Origin of the sequence: Sandarakinorhabdus oryzae, from assembly GCF_009733735.1 — a bacterium.
GTDB lineage: Bacteria > Pseudomonadota > Alphaproteobacteria > Sphingomonadales > Sphingomonadaceae > Sandarakinorhabdus > Sandarakinorhabdus oryzae.
On the sequence record NZ_WNJP01000045.1, the window covers coordinates 1 to 18,473 of the forward strand.

Here is an 18,473-nt window from a genome sequence, read left to right on the forward strand (position 1 = left end):
CGGCGTCACGCCGGCCTGGGAACGCCGCCTGGCGGCGCTGCTGCCGGCCGGAGCGACCCGCGTTGCCGCAGAAGTAGGCGCGCGCCTGAAACTCTCCAACCTGCAGCGCGTGCGGCTGGTGGCGGCGGTGCAACCCACCGGCCCGGCGCCGCACTGGGACGCGGCCTACAAAGAGGGCAGCGAGGCGGTGGTGGACCGGCTGCTGATCGCCGGCGATGCCGCCTCCGCCGCGCCCCTGATCGGCTGGCAACGCCCGAAGCTGCCGGCGAGCGGCAAGGACATCATCGCCCGCGGCGTGGCGCCGGGGCCGGAGGTGGCAAGGCGGCTGGGCGCGTTCGAACGAGCGTGGGTGGCCGCTGGCTTCCCTGAAGATCCTGCCACGGTTGTGGCCTTGCTGGACGTCGCGGCTCAATCCTGAGCCGGCGGCCGCCCCCGCCGCGGCCCAGGCGTCACCGCCACCTTCATCCCGCGCCGGTCCAGCGCCTCGCGCAGCAGCACCTCGATCTGGGCATTGAGGCTACGGAAATCAGCCGCGGCGGCTCGTTCCAGCGCTGCATGGAGCGCTGGGTCGAGCCGCAGGGGAAAGGCCTTCTTTGCCGCCATCACATCGTCAATAAAGGCTGCCCGCGTTGACGATGGGCTGGGTCTCACGCTCGCCGCACAGCACCACCATCAGGTTGGAGACCATGGCGGCCTTGCGCTCGTCATCCAGCTCGACGACGTTCTTCTCGCTCAACTGGGCCAGTGCCATTTCGACCATGCCGACCGCACCCGCCACCAATGTTTCGCGCGCGGCGACCACGGCGGCGGCCTGCTGGCGGCGCAGCATGGCGCCAGCGATTTCAGGCGCGTAGGCGAGGTGGGTGAAGCCGCATTCATCGACCGTGATGCCGGCCACCGCCAGCCGGTTGATCAGCTCGGTGCGCAGCTCGCCCGACACCCGGTCGTGATCACCGCGCAGGGTCACCTCCTTGTGCTCGAAATCGTCATAGGGGTAACGCGCGCCGATGGTGCGCACCGCCACTTCCACCTGGGCGGCGACGAAGGCGCGATAATCATCGACATCAAACAGCGCCTGTGCCGTGTCGGTCACGCGCCAGACCAGCTGGGCCGCAATCTCGATCGGGTTGCCGCGCAGATCATTCACCTTGATCTGCTGCGAAATCAGGTTGTTGGCGCGGCAGGAGATCTTCTTCTTGCCCATCCACGGCCAGGTCCAGCGCAGGCCGTTCACCCGATCGGTGCCGCGATAGGCGCCAAACAGGGTGATCGCCGCCGCCTCATTGGGTTGCAGGCTGTAGAAGCCCACCAGGATGAACAGGAAGGCGAACAACAGACCAGCGAGGGCAAGCACCATCAGCGGCCCGCCGCCGGCCATCAGGGCCAGCACGCCAAAGATGATGGCCGCCAGATCGAGCAGCAACAGGAACAGCATGGCGATGCCATTGCTGCCCACGCCGCCGGCTTCACGGCTGGGCTGGCGCAGCGGATCAACAGGGTCAGTCACGGGGGCGACTCCTCGGGTTAAAGACGATATCATAATTATATCGGATGTGAGCCGCCGGCAAGGGCAATCGCATCAACTCTGATTGTCGTCGCTGCCGCCCCCATCATCCCAACTGCCGCTGGCACCGCCACCGCCGAAATCACCGCCACCGCGGGTGAAATCATCGTCGGCACTGTCGCCATGTGTCGGGTCGTTGCCATGCTCGTCAGCGGGCATCGTGTCGCTGTCGGTCGCAAACGAAACCGGGGTCGGCCACGGTTCGTCGTAGAGGCCGTCTTGGGGCTCCAGCGGCGCGCGGCCCCGCTGCCCCGCCCGCCGCGTTGGTGGTGGCCGTTCCTGGTGGGTCGCGCCGTACCAGAGGGCCGCCACGACGAGAATGATGCCAATGATGATCAGCCAGGTCATCGCTTCAGCCCCGCTGACCGGTCAGGCCAAGGCGGTCAGTCGCCGCCGCCATCGCCCCCGGCATCGCCGCCGTCACCATCATGGCTGGCATCGGCGACGATGACCTCGCCGCTGGACTTTTCCAGCTGCTTGAAATTGTCATTCCGCCGCGTGTCGCTGAGCATGATGAACAGCGCGACGCCCAGCGAGAGCAGGATGAGGACGATGACGACCATGGGTTAGGCCTCCGGCGGCGTGGAATCGCCGCCTGCCGGGCGTTCTGCATCTGCGCCCGTTTCCGGGCGACGCCGCTTGAACACGTTCGAAGGGTCCTTCGCCGCGAGGTAGAAGAACCAGGCGAACATGGCGAGGTTGAGCACGCCGACGAGGATGATACCGATCATGGCGCCTCTCTACCCCGCCCACGCCACGCTGGCGATAGCTCAAGGGGTGAACTTGTTGTCGCGTGGGAAGCCATTGGGTGGCATGCGGCCAGCGCTGGCGCGGGCGCCCTTCCAGAAGGCGAGATCCGCCTCCGTGCGGGTGCGGCCCGAACCACCACCCATGGGCCAACTCAGCCCCTCGGCCATCACGAACGTCCGCGCATCGGCCATGCCGCCATCCTTGTATTTCTGCAGCGCCACGCCCTGGCCCTTCTGCAGTTGCGGCAGCTCTTCCAGCGGGAAAACCAGCAGTTTGCGGTTCTCGCCGATCACCGCCACCATGTCGTCTTCCGGCGCGATCCAGCGCACCACGGCCAGGCGGGCGCCTTCGCGCGGGTTCATCACCGCCTTGCCCTTGCGGGTTTCGGCCAGCAGTTCGGCGCTGTCGATCTGGAAGCCGCGCCCGTCGCTGGCCGCCAGCAGCAGGCGGCGGTCGGGCAGGTGGGTGAACAGACTGACGATGTCGGTGCCTTCGGCCAGATCGATCATCAGCCGCACCGGCTCGCCCAGGCCGCGGCCGCCGGGCAGGCGATCGGGCGACAGTGTGTAGAAGCGGCCGTCGCTGGCCGCCAGCACGATCCGGTCGGTGGTCTGGGCGTGGAAGGCATAGGCCGGGCCGTCGCCTTCCTTGAACTTCATCGCTTCCGTGCTGGCCAGATCGACATGGCCCTTCATTGCGCGGATCCAGCCCTTGGCCGAACAGATGACGGTGATCGGCTCCTTCTCGATCATCGCTTCCAACGGCACGAACTTCACCTGCGGCGCATCCGCGATGCTGGTGCGGCGGCGGCCGAGCGCGGTGGTGGGGCCATAGGCGGTGCGCAATGCGGCGAGGTCGCCGGCCAGCCGCTCGGTCTGCTGTGCTTCGCTGGCGATCAGGCCGCGCAGCCCCTTGGCCTCCTCGGTCAGCGCCTTGTTCTCGCGGGTGATCTCGATCTCTTCCAGCCGCCGCAAGCTGCGCAGCCGCATGTTGAGAATGGCTTCGGCCTGCACATCGGTCAGGTCGAACGCCGCCTTCAGTTCGGCCTTGGCATCATCGGCCTCGCGGATGATGCGGATCACCTCGTCAAGGTTGAGATAGGCCTTCAAGAGCCCGCCCAGCACCTCCAGCCGCGCATCGATCCGGCCGAGGCGATAGCGCGAACGCGCAACCAGCACCTCGCGCTGGTGCACCAGCCACTTGGCGATGACGGGTTTCAGGCCGAGCACACCCGGCCGGCCCTCATCCAGCACGTTCATGTTCAAGGGAATGCGGGTTTCAAGATCGGTGAGCTTGAACAGGCTTTCCATCAGCACATCCGCATCGACGTTGCGCGATTTCGGCGTGATGACGATGCGCAGCTGCTCGTCGCTTTCATCGGCAACGTCGGCCAGGATCGGCAGCTTCTTCTCGGTGATCAGCTCGGCCAGCTGCTCGATCAGCTTGCCCTTCAGCACCTGGTAGGGGATCTCGCTGATGATGATGGTCCAGGTGCCACGGCCCTGGTCCTCGATGCTCCAGCGCGCGCGCAGGCGGAAACTGCCGCGGCCCGTCAGGTAGGATTCGGCGATGCTGGCGCGCGGCTCCACCAGCACGCCGCCGGTGGGAAAATCCGGCCCGGTGACGAACTGCAGCAGATCGGCATCGCTTGCCTCGGGCTGGCGCAGCAGGTGGAGGGCGGCGTCCACCACCTCGGCCGGGTTGTGCGGCGGGATGGAGGTCGCCATGCCGACCGCGATGCCGGCGGCGCCATTGACCAACAGGTTGGGGAACAGGCCGGGGAAAATCTCCGGCTCTTCCTCCTCGCCATTGTAGGTGGTGCGGAAGGGAACGGATTCCTCGTCCAGGCCGTCCATCAGGCGGATGGCGGCATCGGTCAGCCGCGCCTCGGTGTAGCGCATGGCCGCGGCGTTATCGCCGTCGATATTGCCGAAATTGCCCTGTCCATCGACCAGCGGCACCCTGAGCGCAAAATCCTGCGCCAGGCGCACCATTGCGTCATAGACAGACTGATCGCCATGCGGGTGATATTTGCCGATCACGTCGCCGACGACGCGGGCGCATTTCTTGTAGCCCTGATCCGGGTTGAGCTTGAGCAGCCGCATCGCCCACAGCAGGCGGCGGTGCACCGGTTTCAACCCGTCACGCAGATCGGGCAGCGAGCGCGCCGTGATGGTGGAGAGCGCATAGACCAGGTAGCGCTCACCCAGCGCGGCGCCGAACGGGGCTTCGAGGATAGTGTCGCTTTCAGGGGGGGATGTGGCCATGCCGCTGGGTTAGCGGTGGCCGGCTTTGCCCGCAAGCGGCGTCAGCGGCCGAGCAGGCCCACAAGCCGCTCCCGCGCCGTCCAGGTGCGTTTGGCCGCAACTGCATCACGCAGCACCTCGCGGGCGAGGAAGTGGCCGGTCAGCGCCAGGCCATCGGCAATGGCAGCGGCATCGGCCTCACCCTGCCCGAGCAGGAAGGCCGGCAGCGGCAGCAAGCGGCTGGCCCAGGGTTCGCCGGCGCTGCGGCTGACGGCCTGGCGCGACTTGGGCGAGACAAAAGCGAGATCGCCGGTGGTGCCAGTGGCGGCGCAACTGGCCAGATCGAGGCCGATGCCGAGTTCGGCCAGCAGCGCCAGTTCCAGCCGCACCAGCGCTGGGCCCACGTCCGCCGCCAGCGCCCCGGCCGCCGCCGCGCCAAACAGCGCATCGAACAGCGGATAAAGCTGCGGTTGCGGTTCGCCTTCCGGCAAAGTGGCAGCCGCCAGACTGGCCAGGTAATCGACCAGCGCCAGTGCCGCCGGCCCGTGCATCAGCGCTAGGTTGGTGGTGAGCGGGTGCACCGTCGCAAAGGCGAGCTGGCCGGCCGATTTGGTCACCAGATCAAGTGCGACGCGGTTGCCCGGCTGCAGCACGGCGCGCAGCTTGCGGCCGCGCCCGCCCTGCACATAGGCGGCGACCAGCCCCTGTTCGGCCGACAGGAAACGCCCGACCACGGCATGTTCGCCGTGCGGGGCCAGGGCCACCACCAATGCCGGTTCAACGCGCTGCATGGCGCCCATCATAGCGGGTTCGTCGCAAAAGCCACGAGCAGAGGGTTTAACCATTCGCCAAGACTTGATTCAGACAAGCAATCGAGTCATAAGGCGATGTGTGTTAACAGGTGGGTAATGATTATGAACAAGTTGCTTTTTGCTTTGGCAGTCCCGGCTTTGGTGGCTGCGGTGCCGGCTGCAGCGGTGGTGCCGCTGGTCAACTCGCCGATCACGGTGACCTCGGCCGATGTCGGCAAGAGCTTCACCTATCTCTACAACGGCATCGTCAACGAACAGAATCAGGCTGGCCTCCAGGCGGCGATCACCTTCACGCTGACCAGCGTGGTGGGCAAGACCTGGAATTTCTCGGCCGCCATCGACAACACGCTGTCGGTTGCGCCGGTCGGTGGCCGCATCTCCAGCTTCGGCTTTGACGGCAACCCCGAAATCATCGGCGCCACGCCCATTTCCGGACCGTTCGGCAAGGCGGTGATCAACGCCGGCTTCCCGCAGATCGGCGGCCAGACCACGATTGATTTCTGCCTGACCGCCAACAACAATTGCAGCGGCGGTGGCGGCGGCGGCGTCGTCAACGGCAGCACCGCCACGCAGGAATTCGCGCTCAGCTTTGCCAACAACATCACCTCGGTGGTCTTCAACCACTTCATCGTGCGCTATCAGTCAGTCACCGGGAGCGGCTTCGGCAATTCCGGCATCGGCATGGGCAGCAACGATGGCGGCTTTGACCCCGGCGGCGATCCGGTGCCGGAACCGTCGAGCTGGGCCATGCTGATCGCCGGCTTCGGCCTGATCGGCGCCGTTGCCCGCCGCCGCCAGGCCGCGCTGGCCTGATCGCAGGCGCAATCACGCAAAAAGGCCCGGTTGCGGTTGGTCCGCAGCCGGGCCTTTTTCGTGGCCGCCCTCAATCGACGAAATCGAGCCCGACCGCGCTGTAGAGGCTGCGATCATCGCCCCAATCGGCGCGCACCTTGATGTGCAGGAACAAGTGCACCTTGCGGCCGAGCAGCTCGGCGATGCCGGCGCGTGCGGCAGCGCCGATTTCCTTGATGCGGCTGCCACCCTTGCCCAGCACGATCGCCTTCTGGCTGTCACGCTCGATGATGATCTGCTGATGGATGGCCACGCTGCCGTCGCGGCGTTCCTCCCACTTCTCGGTCTCGATGGTGGCGGCATAGGGCAGTTCGGCATGCAGCTGCAGATACAGCTGCTCGCGCGTCAGCTCGGTGGCCATCAGCCGGGTGGTGGCGTCGCTCAATTGGTCTTCGGGATAATGCCAGGGGCTGATCGGCAGCCGGCTGGCCAGTGCCGCCTTCAATTCGGGCACGCCATCACCGGTGGTGGCGCTGATGAAGAAGATCTCGTCGAATTTCGCCATCTCGTTGCACCGGGCCGCCAGATCGAGAAGCCGCTCCTTGACGCAGATATCGACCTTGTTGAGCACCAGCATCCTGGGCTCGCGGCGGTTGGCCAGCGTTGCAATGATGTCCGGCACGTCGCCTTTCAGTCCGGCGCGGGCATCGATCACCAGCACGATCACTTCGGCATCGCTGGCGCCATCCCACGCCGCCTTCACCATGGCGCGATCCAGCCGGCGGCGCGGCTGGAAGATGCCGGGCGTATCGACCAGCAGCATCTGCGCCTGGCCCTCGATGGCGATGCCCACCAGCCGCTGCCGCGTCGTCTGCACCTTGGGGGAGACGATCGCCACCTTCTGGCCAACCAGCGCGTTGACCAGGGTCGACTTGCCGGCATTGGGCGCGCCAACGATGGCGATGGTGCCGCAGCGCGTATCGGGGATTGTCATGCGTCCAGGCTCTTCAACAACAGGCTGGCAGCGGCCTTTTCGGCCTCCTGCCGGGATTTGCCGGTGCCGGTGGCGGGCGGGGAACCGCGCACCGTCGCTTCCACCGTGAACAGCGGCGCGTGATCCGGCCCGTCGCGGCCGACCACCAGATATTCGGGCATGCCCAGCCGGCGCTTCAACGCCCATTGCTGCAGGCTGGATTTGGGATCATTCAGGAACGGCTGTTCCGCCTGCATCAGCGGTCCCCAATGGCGGGTGACAAAGCGCGCCGCTGCTTCCCAGCCGCCATCGACGAACACCGCGGCGACCAGCGCCTCGGCTACGTCGCCTAGCACATTGTCACTTTCAGCCAGGCCCTTGGCGCGGCTTACCGGCTCCATGGTGATCAATGGGCCGACATCCCAGCCGCGCGCCACGCGGGCGTTGGCCGGGCCTTCCACCATGGCGTGCAGTCGCGCCGTCAGCCGGCCTTCGGCCTCGTCGTGGCGGCCATAAAGCAGGCTGGCGACCACGCAGCCCAGCACACGATCGCCCAGGAATTCCAGCCGCTGGTAACTGGCGCCGGGCTGGCGGGTGGCGCTGCCGTGGGTGAGGGCGCGGTCGAGCAGCGCCAGATCGGCAAACTCGTGGCCCAGCACGGTGCGCGCGAAATCGCCCAGCCGCGCCATTCGGTCAGCCTGACCCAGCCCGGTATCGGGCGCCGCCTTGCGCTTGCGAGTCATCGCCGCAGCCCGTGGGCCGATTGCGCCAGCCGGTCAAGCCCCACCCGGTCAAGGCGTTGGATGAGATTGCGGCTGGACTTCGCCGCGCTGCCGCCGGAAAACGGGCAGCATGGACCATCTTGCTGCCATCCGCGCCGCTGGCGCTGCGCCTGTCGACATTCGCGCGCTGTTCATGGCCGAGCCGGACCGGCTGGCACGCCTGTCCGCCGCCGCCTGTGGCCTGCACCTCGATCTGTCGCGCCTCGCGTTGCCGCTGCCGGTGCTCGATCAGCTGTTGGCGGCCTGCACGGCGGCTGATCTGCCGGGCTGGCGCGCGCGGCTGCTGGGCGGCGAAATGGTCAATCCCTCCGAAGGCCGCGCCGCCACCCACACGGCCGAACGCGGCGTGGGCAGCACCGCCGACGTGGCGGTGGCAGCCGCCGGCGCGGCGCAGGGAGACGCCATCGCCCACCAACTGCGGACTGGCAGCGTTACCGACATCATCCACATCGGCATCGGTGGCTCGGCGCTCGGCCCGGCGCTGCTGGTCGATGCGCTGGGGCGCGATGGCGACGGACCGCGCATCCATGTCGTGTCCAACATTGATGGCGAGGCCCTGCATCGTGCGCTCGCCGCCGTGCAGCCGGCCACCACGCGGCTGGTCATTGTTTCCAAAACCTTCACCACCGCCGAAACCCTGACCAACGCCGAAACCGCGCTGGCCGCGCTGGGCGGCCGGCGCGAAGACTGCATTGCCATCACCGCCCGGCCCGATCGGGCGACGGCCTGGGGCGCCGGCCACGTGCTGCCTTTTGCGGAAAGCGTGGGTGGGCGCTATTCGCTGTGGTCGGCCGTTGGCCTGCCGCTTGCCATCCGCTGCGGGCCAAGCGCGTTCGCGGCCTTGCGGGCGGGCGCCGCGGCCATGGACGCGCATTTCCGTGACACGCCACTGCCGTGCAACCTGCCGGTGCTGGCAGCGCTGGCCGATGTGTGGGCGGCGCACGGCCAGGGCCAGCAGACCCGCGGCGTCTTCGCTTATGACGAGCGGCTGCGCCTGCTGCCGGCCTATCTGCAGCAGCTGGAGATGGAATCGAACGGCAAGGGCGTCGCCCGCGGCGGCGGCCCGCTGGCTGGGGCCACCGCGCCCATCACCTGGGGCGGCACCGGCACCGATGCCCAGCACGCGGTGTTCCAGCTTATCCACCAGGGCACGGCGATTGGCCCGATCGAGTTCGTGGCCGTGCGCAAGCCCGGCCATGGCCTGCCCGCCACCCATCACCGCCAGTTGCTGGCCAATTGCTTCGCGCAAGGGGCCGCACTGCTGAAGGGGCGCAGTTTTGCGGACGCGCTGGCCCTGTCCGGCGGCGATGAAGCGCTCGCCCATGCCAAGACGTTCAGCGGCAACCGGCCGTCCTCAACACTGCTGCTGGATCGGCTGGATGCGGCGACTCTGGGGGCGCTCATCGCCTTCTACGAACATCGCACCTTCACCGCCGCCGTGCTGCTCGGCATCAACCCGTTCGATCAATGGGGGGTGGAACTGGGCAAGGAACTCGCGAACGCGCTGCTGGCCGGTGAAGATCTGGGCTTTGATCCCTCCACCGCGCGGCTGGTGGCGCTGGCTGGCATCTGACAAGAAAGCGGCGGCCACCTGGGGGAGGGTGGCCGCCGCAAGGCCTGCCGGCGGAAGGGGCCGGCAGGTGGGCAGGTGGATCAGCGGCGGTCAGCCAGCTGGATGCTGGTGTCGAGCTGCTGGCGGGCCAGCGTGAACTTCTTGGCCGCTTCATGGCCGTTGCCGGCTTCGCACAGCGCAGCGGCCAGGCGGGCGGTGCGCAGCGCCTTGGCGGCGGCCTTCGGGTCGGCCGAGGACGCCTGGGCCGCAATGGCCTGGGCTTCCACCGCGCAGTTCGCGGGGGCTGCCTTCACCGGGCTCAGCGCCGCAAACGGCATGACGATGGTGAGGGCGAGGGCGGTGATGGTCAGGCGGTCGATGGTGGAACGAGCGATCATGGTCTGGGTCCTTTCGTCTTCCGGCTGGGAGCCCCTGTTGAGTGGCTTGCCGATGAAGAGGTTTTAAGTCACACTCAGACCCAAGTTAATCCGGATAATGCTTGGCGGCCTATGAAGCAGAACTACACAATCCCGCGCAATCTCCTCGATGGGGTCGAGGCCTTCCTGCGCGTGGCCGAACGCGCCTCGTTCCGCGAGGCGGCCGATGATCTTGGCGTCTCCCCCTCCGCCGTCAGCCAGACGGTCAAGCAGCTGGAAGACCGCATCGGCGTGCCGTTGTTCATCCGCACCACCCGCTCCGTGGGCCTGTCCGAAGCCGGCCAGTTGTTCCACGCCCAGGCAGCGCCGGCCTGGGCCATGCTGATCAGTGCGTGGGACAGCGCGCGTTCGCTGGGCGGCCGGCCGGCCGGGCTGCTCAGGCTCAACATGCCGCGTTCGGTGGTGCCACTGCTGATCGAGCCGGTCATCGCCGATTTCTGCGCCAAATATCCCGAAGTAGACGTGGAGGTGACCGGCGAGGACGCGCTGATCGATCTCGCCGCCAGCGGCTATGATGCCGGCATCCGGGTCGGCGAGCTGCTGGAGGCCGACATGATCAGCGTGCGCCTGGCGCCGGCCTTCCGCTTTGTCATCGTCGCGTCGCCGGCCTATCTCGAACAGCATGGCCGGCCGCAGGCCCCGGCCGATCTCAAGAACCACAACTGCATCCGCCAGCGCCTGACCAGCGGCGTGATGATGCCGTGGCGCCTGATCGACGGCAACCGCAGCATCGACGTGGCGGTGAAAGGCCGGGTGATCGTCAACGACATGGCGTCGGTGGTGGCGCTGGCCCGGCGTGGCATGGGCCTGGCCCAGGTGAGCGAACCACTGGTGCTGGATGAACTGCGCCGCGGCGAGCTTGAGCGGGTGCTCCCCGGCCTCTCCCCGTCCAGCCCCGGCCTTTTCCTCCACTACCCCGGCCACGCCCAGGTGCTGCCCAAGCTGCGCGCCTTCATCGATCATGTGAAGGCCGCAGTGGCGACGGGCATCCTCAACCACCTGATTGCCGACGCCTGAGTTTCCCTGTTCGTCCTCAACCCGGCGGCCCAGCCATGGTGATTCCGAACCGCTGGGTGAGCGCCGCCATTGCCGCCGCATCGCGCGGCATTTCCTGCACCTCGCGGCTCATGGCTTCGAAGAAATCATCGACCGGGCCGCCGACGGTCCAGGCCAGGAAGCGCACGGGCTCGCGGCCGGGGTTGGCGTAGCCGTGGAGTGTGCCGGGCGGTACGTGGCCGAAGTCGCCGGGGCCGAGGCGGTGGGTTTCGTTGCCGACCATCAGGTCGAGCGTACCCGAGAGGAGATAATAGCCTTCCTCCTCGGCGGCGTGGCTGTGGGGCGGCACGCCGCCGCCGGGCGGCACGTCCACCACCATCACGCTCATCGCGGCGGGCGAGTTGGCGGAGCGCAGCAGCAGGCGCAGTTCATCGGCGAGCACCCGGATGGGCGCGGTGGTGGCGGTGCGGGCAAATCCCATGGTCAGTCTCCCAAGTCTTGATCGGACTGTTGGTGGTGGAATTCGATTCTCATCGTCATTGGCCCCAGCGGCGTGACGAAATGCGGTTCCTGCGGGGCGATGATGCCGGGCCGGCCGGGGCGCAGATATTCTTCGGCGGGCGGGTCGAGCCGGGTGAGCAGCAGCTCGCCGCTCAGCACCCGGATCAGGCCCCACACGCCGGCCCTGGTGTCGTGGCGCTGGCGCAGGGCGGCGGGCAGCGTCTGCTCGGTGAACACCGGCGTGATGCGATAGGGGGCGCTCATGTCAGGCGGCCCTGTCGAGCGGGGCAGCGTGCACGGGGTAAGGCGCCACCGTCTGCGGTGCCGGTGCGCCGGCCAGGGCGCTGGCGCGGCCGTGGTTGACGTCGCGATGGTGGGCCTCGTCGGCCCGCACCAGCAACACCACGTCACGCAGCGTCGCTTCCGGCCCCAGTTGCCAATAATGGCGGGCGATGGCCGGCGCCGGCGGGTTGGGGCAGCGGCCGGCGTCGATCTCGGCGAGGTAGTGGGTATAGCTGGTGACTGCCTCTTCCTCGAAATAGCCGACGACACGGTGCGCGGTGCGCGGGCTGAGGAGATAGAGGGTGAAGAAGCCGGCGTAGAACAGCCATTGCGCCACCAGGATGACCAGCCGCTCCAGCACGGTGGGCCGCGCGATGGCGACAAAGGTCATCAGGTGCATGCGCTCGTTTTCGGCTTCCTCCAGCAGGCGGCGGATCCAGCCTTCGTCATCGCGGATGCGGCGCAGGCACTGGAGGTGGATGAGGGTGGCGCCAACCATGCCAGGCACCGCCGCCACGGTTTCCAGCACCACGGCGCGGTGGCCATAATGTTTGGCGAAGAAGCAATCGGCACACCAGCGCAGCGCCTTGGTGAAAGCCAGCGCGATGCGATCGGCGGCATCACGCGGGCGGTGATGGGCGCGGACATCAACAAGCGGGATCTCGGTCATGGCTGCACACTCCGGGTCGGGAACGGCGGGAAGAGGGCGAGTTGCAGGCTGCGGGCGATGCGGGCGGCGCGGGCCTGAACGGCGGCGGCGGCCTCGGGCGCCAGGCGGGCATTGCTTTCGGCCTGCCACAGCGCCAGCCAGCGCTCGAACATCGCCGGCGTGATGGTAGCGCGGTGCTTCAGATGCGCGGGCAGGGGCTGGCCCTTGTAACGTCCGCTGGTCAGCATCACCGACGACCAGAAGGCGCCGAGCGTCTCGAGATGGTGCGGCCAGTCACCCACCGCGCCGTTGAACAGCGGGCCGAGCAGCGCATCGGCGCGGACCCGGGCGTAGAAGCCGTCCACCAGCTGCTGCAATTGGGCATCGTCGAGGCCGGTCATGGCATCGTTCCAAAACATTCATATGGAATGCATCTATCTTGGCGCGATAAAACATGCAACAAGAATGCATCTATTAGGGATTCATCCGGATGCGCCTCACCCGCTACACCGATTTCGCCCTGCGCGTGCTGCTCTACCTCGGCCGCCAGCCCGGCGAGCTTGCCTCCATCGCCGCCATTTCACGCGCCTATGGCGTCAGCCAGAGCCACCTGATGAAGGTGGTGAGCGACCTCGTCGGCGCCGGTTATTTGGACAGCGTGCGCGGCCGCAACGGCGGCATCCGCCTGGCCAAACCCGCCAGCGAGATCATGATCGGTGCCCTGGTGCGCCACACCGAGGATGATTTCGACCTGGTCGAATGCGCAACCTGCCTGATCGCCCCGGCCTGCGGCCTCACCAGCATGTTCGACGAGGCGCTGGCGGCGTTCCTGAAGGTGCTGGATGGCTATTCCCTGGCCGACGCCCTGGCCCGCAAGGGCGATTTCGGCCATCTGCTGCGGCCGGCGGCGACGGGTTGAGGCCGCCGGCGCCGCCCTCAATAGGTTGGGCGCACATCCGCCTCCCGCGCCCAGATGCGGCCGGCGCTGGCAGTTTCGATGAACACGCCGGCGCCGGGATCGAGGTCGCAGATGCCTTCGTCTTCGCACACGCCGGCTGCTGCCAGCAGTGGCATTGCCGCTGGCGTGGCGCCGATGACCTTCAGGTGGGCGAAGGCATCGTGTACCCAGGCCACGGCGGAAGAAGTGCCAAGCAAAGCGGTGGTGCCGGCTTCGGCTGCGATGATCGCCACGGCATCGAACAGCACCGAAGGTCCACCGGCCAGCTGGTGATCGGCCTTCAGTCGGGTGCCGTCGCTGAGCGTGACGCCGCCGATGGTGGGGCAGACGATCTTCACCTTGGCGCCGGCAGCACGGGCGGCCTTCAATAGGGCAGTCACCGTGGCCGCATCGCCGCCATCGGTGACCAGGGCGCCGATCTGGCGGCCCGTCAACGGGGGCACGCCGCGGGCCAGCATGCTGAGGCTGGGCGCGGGAGCGAGATCGCTGCGCGGAGCCACGGCAGGGGTGGCGGGTGTGATGGCCGTGGTGTGGCCGAGGCCGGCGGCGACGCGGTTGCCCAGATCGGCATCGATCACCACCAGGTGCCCGAGCATGGCATCGCGCACGATATCGGCCTCCACCTTGGACAGTTCGAAGATCAGCGCGGCAACGATATGATCCTGTTCCGGCACGCTCTGGCTTTCGAAGAACAGGCGGGCCTGGCTGTAATGATCGCTGAACGTGGCGGAGCGTTCGCGCTGCTTGGTGCCCACAACGGCGGCAGGGAAGCTGCGGAAGCCCTGCGTCGGGCTTTCGCGCGGGCCGGACGGATCGAGCAGGCTGGGCGTGTAGCTGACCCGCTGCGGATGGACCTGCATCTGCATGTGGCCGTCGCGCTGCATGTTGGCGAACGGGCATTTCGGCGCGTTGATCGGGATCTGGTTGAAATTGGTCGAGCCCAGCCGGCTGAGCTGGGTGTCGAGATAGGAGAAGTTGCGGCCCTGCAGCAGCGGATCATCGGAGAAATCGAGGCCGGGCACGAGGTTCTGGGTGCAGAAGGCGACCTGTTCGGTTTCATCGAACACGTTGGCCGGGTTGCGATCCAGCACCAGCCGGCCGATCACGCGCAGCGGCACGATTTCTTCGGGGATCAGCTTGGTGGCGTCGAGGTGATCGAAATCGAAGCCGGCGGCATCCTCTTCGCTGAACAGCTGCACGCCCAGTTCCCATTCCGGGAAATCGCCCGACTCGATGGCGTTGTAGAGGTCGCGGCGGTGGTAATCGGGATCGGCGCCGTTGATCTTCACCGCTTCATCCCACACCACCGATTGCAGGCCCAGTTTGGGCGTCCAGTGGAACTTGACGAAGGTGGATTGGCCCGCGGCGTTGACCAGGCGGAAGCTGTGCACGCCAAAGCCCTGCATCATCCGCACCGAACGCGGGATGGTGCGATCCGACATCTGCCACATCACCATGTGCAGGGCTTCGGGCGTCATCGCGATCCAGTCCCAGAAGGTGTCATGTGCCGAAGCCGCCTGCGGAAAGCCGCGATCCGGCTCTTCCTTCACGGCGTGGGCCAGATCGGGGAATTTCATCGCATCCTGGATGAAAAACACCGGGATATTGTTGCCCACCAGATCCCAATTGCCTTCCCTGGTGTAGAATTTGACCGCAAAGCCGCGCACATCGCGCGCCAGATCGGCGGAACCGCGATTGCCGGCCACGGTGGAAAAACGCACGAACACCGGCGTGCGGTGGCCGACGTCGCCCAGCACCTGCGCCGTGGTCAGCGCGGCCAGACTGTCCGTCAGTTCGAAGAAGCCGTGCGCGGCAAGCCCGCGGGCGTGGACGACGCGCTCGGGGATACGCTCGTGATCAAAATGGAAGATCTTCTCGCGCAGCACCATGTCTTCCAGCAGCAGCGCCCCGCGCGGGCCGGCGCGCAAGCTATTGTGATCATCGGAAATCACCATGCCGGTGTTGGTGGTCAGCATTGGCTGGCCGGGGCCGGCGATCTGGTGCTGCTCGCCGCCGGTGCCGGACTTGAGGGCAGGCGGCGTGGAACGGGAAGTCGTGGACATGGCGACGGGCTTTCTGCTGGGGCGCTGTGATGACAACGCGCCCGGCCGACTGTTGTTCCCCGATGGATCGACGACAGAAGGGCCTGTGGCGGGCAGGGGCTGGCGCCCGGCAGCCGCGTTCGTGGCGACCATTTGCTCGCATCATGGCGCGGAAACCGCAACCGGGGATCAAGTCCGGTGTGACGCGTGCGGGCCGGGTTGGGCGGCCCGAAAACGAAAGAGGGTGCAGGGGCTCAGCCCCTGTCCGCCGGAGGCTGTTCTTGTTCTGGCAAACGGTGCGCGTGTGGGGTGCCTCGACAAGCTCGGCATGAGCGGGTGGGGAGGGCGGCCCTTAACCCACCTCCCGCCACTGCCCGCCGATCAGCGCTTCGACCGGGCGGAATTTCGTCTTGTAGGCCATACGGCTGCAGCCTTCGATCCAGTAGCCCAGGTAGACATAGGGCAGGCCGGCGCGGGCGGCGCGGGTGATGTGGTCCATGATGATGAAATTGCCCATGCCGGGGCGCGAGGCGAGTTCGGGATCGTAGAAACTGTAGATCATCGAGAGGCCGTCGGACTGCTTGTCGGTGAGGCAGCAGCCGACGAGGCGGCCCATGCGCCCGGCGGTGGCCGGCTCGCGATATTCGACCATAACGGTATCGACCGGCGATTGTTCCACCATGTCGGCGAAGTCGTGCGCGTCCATTGCCGCCATGCCGCCGTCGGGGTGGCGCACGGAGAGGTAGCGGCGCAGCAGCGCCCATTGTTCCTCGGTCGCCCAGGGTTCGCAGGCGTGCACATCGAGATCGGCGTGGGCTGCGAGCAACTTCTTCTGGCTGCGGCCGGGGGCGAATCGCTGGGTGGGCACGCGCACCGAAACGCAGGCGTTGCAGCCGTCGCAGCTGGGGCGATAGACGACATTCTGGCTGCGGCGAAAACCGATACGGCCCAGCGCTTCGGCCATGGCCGGCGCATCATCGCCTTTCAGTTCGGCAAAGACCTTGCGTTCGGTCCGCCCAGGCAGATAGGGGCAGGCCGACGGGGCCGTCACGAAAAAGCGTGGAAATCGATAACTCTGGTCCGTCACCCGTGAAGGCCCTCGCCTGCGACTGTCCCCCGATAACGGCGATGCTAACGCGGGTTTGCGCGGCTGGCGAGTCTGCCCGGCGATGAATCAGTCCGCTTCGACCAGCCTTGTTTCATAACCGGCGGCGCGCAGCGCCTCGACCAGCCGGTCGAGGTGATCGCGGTCGCGGGTTTCGCACTCGATATCGGTGATCAGGCCCTTGGCCGGCAGGTTGGTGAACACGCGCTGGTGATAGACTTCCAGGATGTTGACCTGCTGCTGATCGAAAATGCGGGCGACCTCGAACAACTGGCCCGGCCGGTCCTTCAGGCGGATGCGCAGGCGCGCGAGCCGCCCGGAGCGGGCGAGATCGCGCAGCAGCACGTTGGCGAGCAGGCGCGTGTCGATATTGCCACCGCACAGCACCAGGCCAACCTTGGCGCCCTTGAAGCGGCGCGGGTGGGCCAGCAGCGCGGCCAGGCCCGCGGCACCGGCGCCTTCCACCACGGTCTTCTCGATGCCGAGCAGCAGGGAGACGGCGCGTTCGAGGTCGCGCTCGCCAACCAGCACGATGTCATCGACCAGCGCGCGCACCACTAACTGCGTCAGCTTGCCGGGATTCTTGACGGCGATGCCTTCGGCCAGCGTGTCGCCATCGCAGGTGGCCGATTGGCCCTTCATCGCGGCATACATCGACGGGTACAGCTCGGCCTGCACGCCGATCACGCTGATGTCGGGATTGCGGGCCTTGGCGACGGTGGCGATGCCGGAGATCAACCCGCCGCCGCCGATCGGCACGACCAACGTGTCGAGCTCCGGCACGTCCTCCAGCATTTCGAGGCCCACCGTGCCCTGGCCGGCCATGACCCGGGCGTCGTCGAACGGGTGGACATAGACCAGGCCCTTCTTGGCCGCCAATTCGAAGGCGTGGGCGCTGGCATCGTCATATTTCTCGCCGAACAGCACGACATTGGCGTCGTGGCTTTCGGTCTGCTGCACCTTCACGATCGGGGTGAAGCGCGGCATCACGATGGTGGCCGGGATGCCCAATCGGCGGGCATGATAGGCCAACCCTTGCGCATGGTTGCCGGCCGACGCCGCGATCACCCCGCGCTTGCGCTCCTCCTCGGTCAGGCTGAGCAGGCGGTTGAGCGCGCCGCGTTCCTTGTAGGCGGCGGTGAACTGCAGATTCTCGAACTTCAGCCACACCTGCGCGCCGGTCAGCGTGCTCAGCGTTTCCGATTTCAGGCAGGGCGTGCGGATCACCTTGCCGGCAATGTTGGCGGCGGCGGCCTCCACATCGGCAAGGTTGATCGGCAGGATATCCTGCGTGATGGTCATGGTGGCAGTCATCCCTGCTCCATAACGCCGCAGGCGCGACTGCGCTACCCATGACGGGCGGCGTGCCGGGCTTGACCGCGCGCGCCAGTGGTGAGCACTCTTGATCTTTGTGGTGGCAAGGATTCGGTGAGATGTATCGGCACGACGTGGAAGTGGACGTGGCCGACATTGATCACATGGGCCATGTCAACAACGCGGTTTATCTGCGCTGGGTGCAGGATGCGGTTGTCGCCTATTGGCAGCACACCGCGCCGCCTGAAGCTGTGGCCAATCACCTATGGGTCGCGCTCAATCACAATATCAATTACCGCGCCCCGGCGTTTCTGGAAGACGATGTGGTGGCCAGCGTGGTTGCCGAAGGCGTGCAGGGCGCGCGGGCTTTCTTCACCACCCTGTTCAAGCGCGGCGAGCAGGTGATTGCCGAGGTGAAGAGCACCTGGTGCTGCATCGATGTCGCCACCATGCGGCCGGCGCGCCTGGCGCGTGACGTGGTCTCGCTGTTCCTGCCGCGCTGATTCAGCCCACTGGCGCGGCACTGCGCCGGCCGCTAAGGCGCGGGCCATGAGCAGCACCGCACTCCGCATCGCCTATCTGGGCCTGGGCGTCATGGGCGCCCCGATGGCGCGCCACCTGAGCCAGGCGGGCCACCACCTCACCGTCTACAACCGCACGCCGGCCAAGGCGGCGGCCTGGGTGGCGGCCCATGGCGGCCAAAGCGCGGCCACGCCGG

Annotated in this window: 23 protein-coding genes and 1 pseudogene; 7 read left to right on the forward strand and 17 right to left on the reverse strand. The window is 67.2% G+C overall.

Annotated elements, in window-relative coordinates:
- Positions 1 to 418 (forward strand): annotated as a pseudogene (locus GJ693_RS16815) (CCA tRNA nucleotidyltransferase); the annotation flags it as partial.
- Here the strand turns inward: GJ693_RS16815 and GJ693_RS06460 are convergent.
- The 7 genes from GJ693_RS06460 to recO all read right to left on the reverse strand — a co-directional run bounded on the left by GJ693_RS06460 (position 409) and on the right by recO (position 5,351).
- Positions 409 to 603, reverse strand: coding sequence for a toxin-antitoxin system HicB family antitoxin (locus tag GJ693_RS06460; RefSeq protein ID WP_156255507.1), 195 nt, complete (start codon positions 601 to 603; stop codon positions 409 to 411). The pseudogene GJ693_RS16815 and the gene GJ693_RS06460 overlap by 10 nt on opposite strands.
- 7 nt (positions 604 to 610) lie before the next feature.
- Positions 611 to 1,378, reverse strand: coding sequence for an SPFH domain-containing protein (locus GJ693_RS06465; RefSeq protein ID WP_408014547.1), 768 nt, complete (start codon positions 1,376 to 1,378; stop codon positions 611 to 613).
- A gap of 201 nt (positions 1,379 to 1,579) precedes the next feature.
- Positions 1,580 to 1,912, reverse strand: a complete 333-nt coding sequence (locus GJ693_RS06470; RefSeq protein ID WP_156255509.1) for a hypothetical protein — start codon at positions 1,910 to 1,912, stop codon at positions 1,580 to 1,582.
- 35 nt (positions 1,913 to 1,947) lie between these two features.
- Positions 1,948 to 2,127 carry a hypothetical protein gene (locus GJ693_RS06475; protein WP_156255510.1) on the reverse strand — a complete coding sequence of 60 codons (180 nt, stop codon included), beginning with the start codon at positions 2,125 to 2,127 and terminating at the stop codon, positions 1,948 to 1,950.
- Positions 2,128 to 2,130: 3 nt separating this feature from the next.
- Complete coding sequence (locus GJ693_RS06480; RefSeq protein WP_156255511.1) at positions 2,131 to 2,295, reverse strand: hypothetical protein; 165 nt, start codon at positions 2,293 to 2,295, stop codon at positions 2,131 to 2,133.
- Positions 2,296 to 2,334: 39 nt separating this feature from the next.
- A complete protein-coding gene (gene parC, locus GJ693_RS06485; protein ID WP_156255512.1) occupies positions 2,335 to 4,581 on the reverse strand; it encodes a DNA topoisomerase IV subunit A in 2,247 nt (748 codons plus the stop codon).
- A gap of 41 nt (positions 4,582 to 4,622) precedes the next feature.
- A complete protein-coding gene (recO, locus tag GJ693_RS06490) occupies positions 4,623 to 5,351 on the reverse strand; it encodes a DNA repair protein RecO (protein WP_197042005.1) in 729 nt (242 codons plus the stop codon).
- A gap of 162 nt (positions 5,352 to 5,513) precedes the next feature.
- Between recO and GJ693_RS06495 the strand changes: the two genes are divergently transcribed.
- Positions 5,514 to 6,185 (forward strand): cistern family PEP-CTERM protein, encoded by a 672-nt coding sequence (locus GJ693_RS06495; protein ID WP_197042006.1) that lies wholly within the window; start codon positions 5,514 to 5,516, stop codon positions 6,183 to 6,185.
- A gap of 70 nt (positions 6,186 to 6,255) precedes the next feature.
- Here the strand turns inward: GJ693_RS06495 and era are convergent, their stop codons facing one another.
- Complete coding sequence (gene era / locus GJ693_RS06500; protein WP_156255515.1) at positions 6,256 to 7,158, reverse strand: GTPase Era; 903 nt, start codon at positions 7,156 to 7,158, stop codon at positions 6,256 to 6,258.
- Entirely contained in the window at positions 7,155 to 7,880 is a 726-nt protein-coding gene (gene rnc / locus GJ693_RS06505; protein ID WP_235902706.1) for a ribonuclease III, read from the reverse strand. Before rnc ends, era begins: the two co-directional genes overlap by 4 nt.
- A 109-nt stretch (positions 7,881 to 7,989) precedes the next feature.
- Between rnc and pgi the strand changes: the two genes are divergently transcribed.
- A complete protein-coding gene (gene pgi / locus GJ693_RS06510) occupies positions 7,990 to 9,492 on the forward strand; it encodes a glucose-6-phosphate isomerase (RefSeq protein ID WP_156255516.1) in 1,503 nt (500 codons plus the stop codon).
- Positions 9,493 to 9,572: 80 nt separating this feature from the next.
- Here pgi and GJ693_RS06515 read toward each other — a convergent pair whose 3' ends face one another.
- Positions 9,573 to 9,869: a hypothetical protein gene (locus tag GJ693_RS06515; RefSeq protein ID WP_156255517.1), complete on the reverse strand. Its 297-nt coding sequence runs from the start codon at positions 9,867 to 9,869 to the stop codon at positions 9,573 to 9,575.
- A gap of 111 nt (positions 9,870 to 9,980) precedes the next feature.
- Between GJ693_RS06515 and GJ693_RS06520 the strand changes: the two genes are divergently transcribed.
- The gene (locus GJ693_RS06520) at positions 9,981 to 10,925 is read left to right on the forward strand and encodes a LysR family transcriptional regulator (RefSeq protein WP_156255518.1); all 945 of its coding nucleotides are present in this window, start codon (positions 9,981 to 9,983) and stop codon (positions 10,923 to 10,925) included.
- A gap of 16 nt (positions 10,926 to 10,941) precedes the next feature.
- Here GJ693_RS06520 and GJ693_RS06525 read toward each other — a convergent pair whose 3' ends face one another.
- Genes GJ693_RS06525 through GJ693_RS06540 form a run of 4 tightly spaced genes read right to left on the reverse strand, consistent with a single transcriptional unit; the run spans position 10,942 to position 12,737 of the window.
- Positions 10,942 to 11,385 carry a cupin domain-containing protein gene (locus GJ693_RS06525; RefSeq protein ID WP_156255519.1) on the reverse strand — a complete coding sequence of 148 codons (444 nt, stop codon included), beginning with the start codon at positions 11,383 to 11,385 and terminating at the stop codon, positions 10,942 to 10,944.
- A 2-nt stretch (positions 11,386 to 11,387) separates the two neighbouring features.
- Positions 11,388 to 11,669 carry a DUF1971 domain-containing protein gene (locus tag GJ693_RS06530; protein ID WP_156255520.1) on the reverse strand — a complete coding sequence of 94 codons (282 nt, stop codon included), beginning with the start codon at positions 11,667 to 11,669 and terminating at the stop codon, positions 11,388 to 11,390.
- 1 nt (position 11,670) lies between these two features.
- Positions 11,671 to 12,357 (reverse strand): alternative oxidase, encoded by a 687-nt coding sequence (locus GJ693_RS06535; RefSeq protein WP_156255521.1) that lies wholly within the window; start codon positions 12,355 to 12,357, stop codon positions 11,671 to 11,673.
- Positions 12,354 to 12,737 carry a group III truncated hemoglobin gene (locus tag GJ693_RS06540; protein ID WP_156255522.1) on the reverse strand — a complete coding sequence of 128 codons (384 nt, stop codon included), beginning with the start codon at positions 12,735 to 12,737 and terminating at the stop codon, positions 12,354 to 12,356. The genes GJ693_RS06535 and GJ693_RS06540 overlap by 4 nt, the downstream gene beginning before the upstream one ends.
- 89 nt (positions 12,738 to 12,826) lie before the next feature.
- Here GJ693_RS06540 and GJ693_RS06545 point away from each other — a divergent pair, with 89 nt between their 5' ends.
- On the forward strand, positions 12,827 to 13,255 hold the full coding sequence (locus GJ693_RS06545) for an RrF2 family transcriptional regulator (RefSeq protein WP_156255523.1): 429 nt from the start codon (positions 12,827 to 12,829) through the stop codon (positions 13,253 to 13,255).
- A gap of 17 nt (positions 13,256 to 13,272) precedes the next feature.
- On the opposite strand, the gene GJ693_RS06550 is transcribed toward GJ693_RS06545, so the two are convergent.
- The 3 genes from GJ693_RS06550 to GJ693_RS06560 all read right to left on the reverse strand — a co-directional run bounded on the left by GJ693_RS06550 (position 13,273) and on the right by GJ693_RS06560 (position 17,755).
- Complete coding sequence (locus GJ693_RS06550) at positions 13,273 to 15,357, reverse strand: catalase (RefSeq protein WP_156255524.1); 2,085 nt, start codon at positions 15,355 to 15,357, stop codon at positions 13,273 to 13,275.
- 331 nt (positions 15,358 to 15,688) lie between these two features.
- Positions 15,689 to 16,423 (reverse strand): arginyltransferase, encoded by a 735-nt coding sequence (locus GJ693_RS06555; RefSeq protein ID WP_156255525.1) that lies wholly within the window; start codon positions 16,421 to 16,423, stop codon positions 15,689 to 15,691.
- Positions 16,424 to 16,510: 87 nt separating this feature from the next.
- On the reverse strand, positions 16,511 to 17,755 hold the full coding sequence (locus GJ693_RS06560; protein WP_156255526.1) for a threonine ammonia-lyase: 1,245 nt from the start codon (positions 17,753 to 17,755) through the stop codon (positions 16,511 to 16,513).
- Positions 17,756 to 17,874: 119 nt separating this feature from the next.
- Here GJ693_RS06560 and GJ693_RS06565 point away from each other — a divergent pair, with 119 nt between their 5' ends.
- Together GJ693_RS06565 and GJ693_RS06570 are read left to right on the forward strand one after the other, a co-directional pair.
- Positions 17,875 to 18,258 (forward strand): acyl-CoA thioesterase, encoded by a 384-nt coding sequence (locus GJ693_RS06565; RefSeq protein ID WP_156255527.1) that lies wholly within the window; start codon positions 17,875 to 17,877, stop codon positions 18,256 to 18,258.
- Positions 18,259 to 18,304: 46 nt separating this feature from the next.
- Positions 18,305 to 18,473, forward strand: a 169-nt coding sequence (locus GJ693_RS06570) for an NAD(P)-binding domain-containing protein (RefSeq protein WP_197042007.1), incomplete at its 3' end; no start/stop codon positions are given.

What these genes read in the sequence shown, in the direction of transcription:
- GJ693_RS06460 (WP_156255507.1), bottom strand. Translation starts at nt 603, where the DNA reads ATGGCGGCAAAGAAGGCCTTTCCCCTGCGGCTCGACCCAGCGCTCCAT.
- GJ693_RS06465 (WP_408014547.1), bottom strand. Translation starts at nt 1,378, where the DNA reads ATGGCCGGCGGCGGGCCGCTGATGGTGCTTGCCCTCGCTGGTCTGTTG.
- GJ693_RS06470 (WP_156255509.1), bottom strand. Translation starts at nt 1,912, where the DNA reads ATGACCTGGCTGATCATCATTGGCATCATTCTCGTCGTGGCGGCCCTC.
- GJ693_RS06475 (WP_156255510.1), bottom strand. Translation starts at nt 2,127, where the DNA reads ATGGTCGTCATCGTCCTCATCCTGCTCTCGCTGGGCGTCGCGCTGTTC.
- GJ693_RS06480 (WP_156255511.1), bottom strand. Translation starts at nt 2,295, where the DNA reads ATGATCGGTATCATCCTCGTCGGCGTGCTCAACCTCGCCATGTTCGCC.
- parC (WP_156255512.1), bottom strand. Translation starts at nt 4,581, where the DNA reads ATGGCCACATCCCCCCCTGAAAGCGACACTATCCTCGAAGCCCCGTTC.
- recO (WP_197042005.1), bottom strand. Translation starts at nt 5,351, where the DNA reads ATGCAGCGCGTTGAACCGGCATTGGTGGTGGCCCTGGCCCCGCACGGC.
- era (WP_156255515.1), bottom strand. Translation starts at nt 7,158, where the DNA reads ATGACAATCCCCGATACGCGCTGCGGCACCATCGCCATCGTTGGCGCG.
- rnc (WP_235902706.1), bottom strand. Translation starts at nt 7,880, where the DNA reads ATGACTCGCAAGCGCAAGGCGGCGCCCGATACCGGGCTGGGTCAGGCT.
- pgi (WP_156255516.1), top strand. Translation starts at nt 7,990, where the DNA reads ATGGACCATCTTGCTGCCATCCGCGCCGCTGGCGCTGCGCCTGTCGAC.
- GJ693_RS06515 (WP_156255517.1), bottom strand. Translation starts at nt 9,869, where the DNA reads ATGATCGCTCGTTCCACCATCGACCGCCTGACCATCACCGCCCTCGCC.
- GJ693_RS06520 (WP_156255518.1), top strand. Translation starts at nt 9,981, where the DNA reads ATGAAGCAGAACTACACAATCCCGCGCAATCTCCTCGATGGGGTCGAG.
- GJ693_RS06525 (WP_156255519.1), bottom strand. Translation starts at nt 11,385, where the DNA reads ATGGGATTTGCCCGCACCGCCACCACCGCGCCCATCCGGGTGCTCGCC.
- GJ693_RS06530 (WP_156255520.1), bottom strand. Translation starts at nt 11,669, where the DNA reads ATGAGCGCCCCCTATCGCATCACGCCGGTGTTCACCGAGCAGACGCTG.
- GJ693_RS06535 (WP_156255521.1), bottom strand. Translation starts at nt 12,357, where the DNA reads ATGACCGAGATCCCGCTTGTTGATGTCCGCGCCCATCACCGCCCGCGT.
- GJ693_RS06540 (WP_156255522.1), bottom strand. Translation starts at nt 12,737, where the DNA reads ATGACCGGCCTCGACGATGCCCAATTGCAGCAGCTGGTGGACGGCTTC.
- GJ693_RS06545 (WP_156255523.1), top strand. Translation starts at nt 12,827, where the DNA reads ATGCGCCTCACCCGCTACACCGATTTCGCCCTGCGCGTGCTGCTCTAC.
- GJ693_RS06550 (WP_156255524.1), bottom strand. Translation starts at nt 15,357, where the DNA reads ATGTCCACGACTTCCCGTTCCACGCCGCCTGCCCTCAAGTCCGGCACC.
- GJ693_RS06560 (WP_156255526.1), bottom strand. Translation starts at nt 17,755, where the DNA reads ATGACTGCCACCATGACCATCACGCAGGATATCCTGCCGATCAACCTT.
- GJ693_RS06565 (WP_156255527.1), top strand. Translation starts at nt 17,875, where the DNA reads ATGTATCGGCACGACGTGGAAGTGGACGTGGCCGACATTGATCACATG.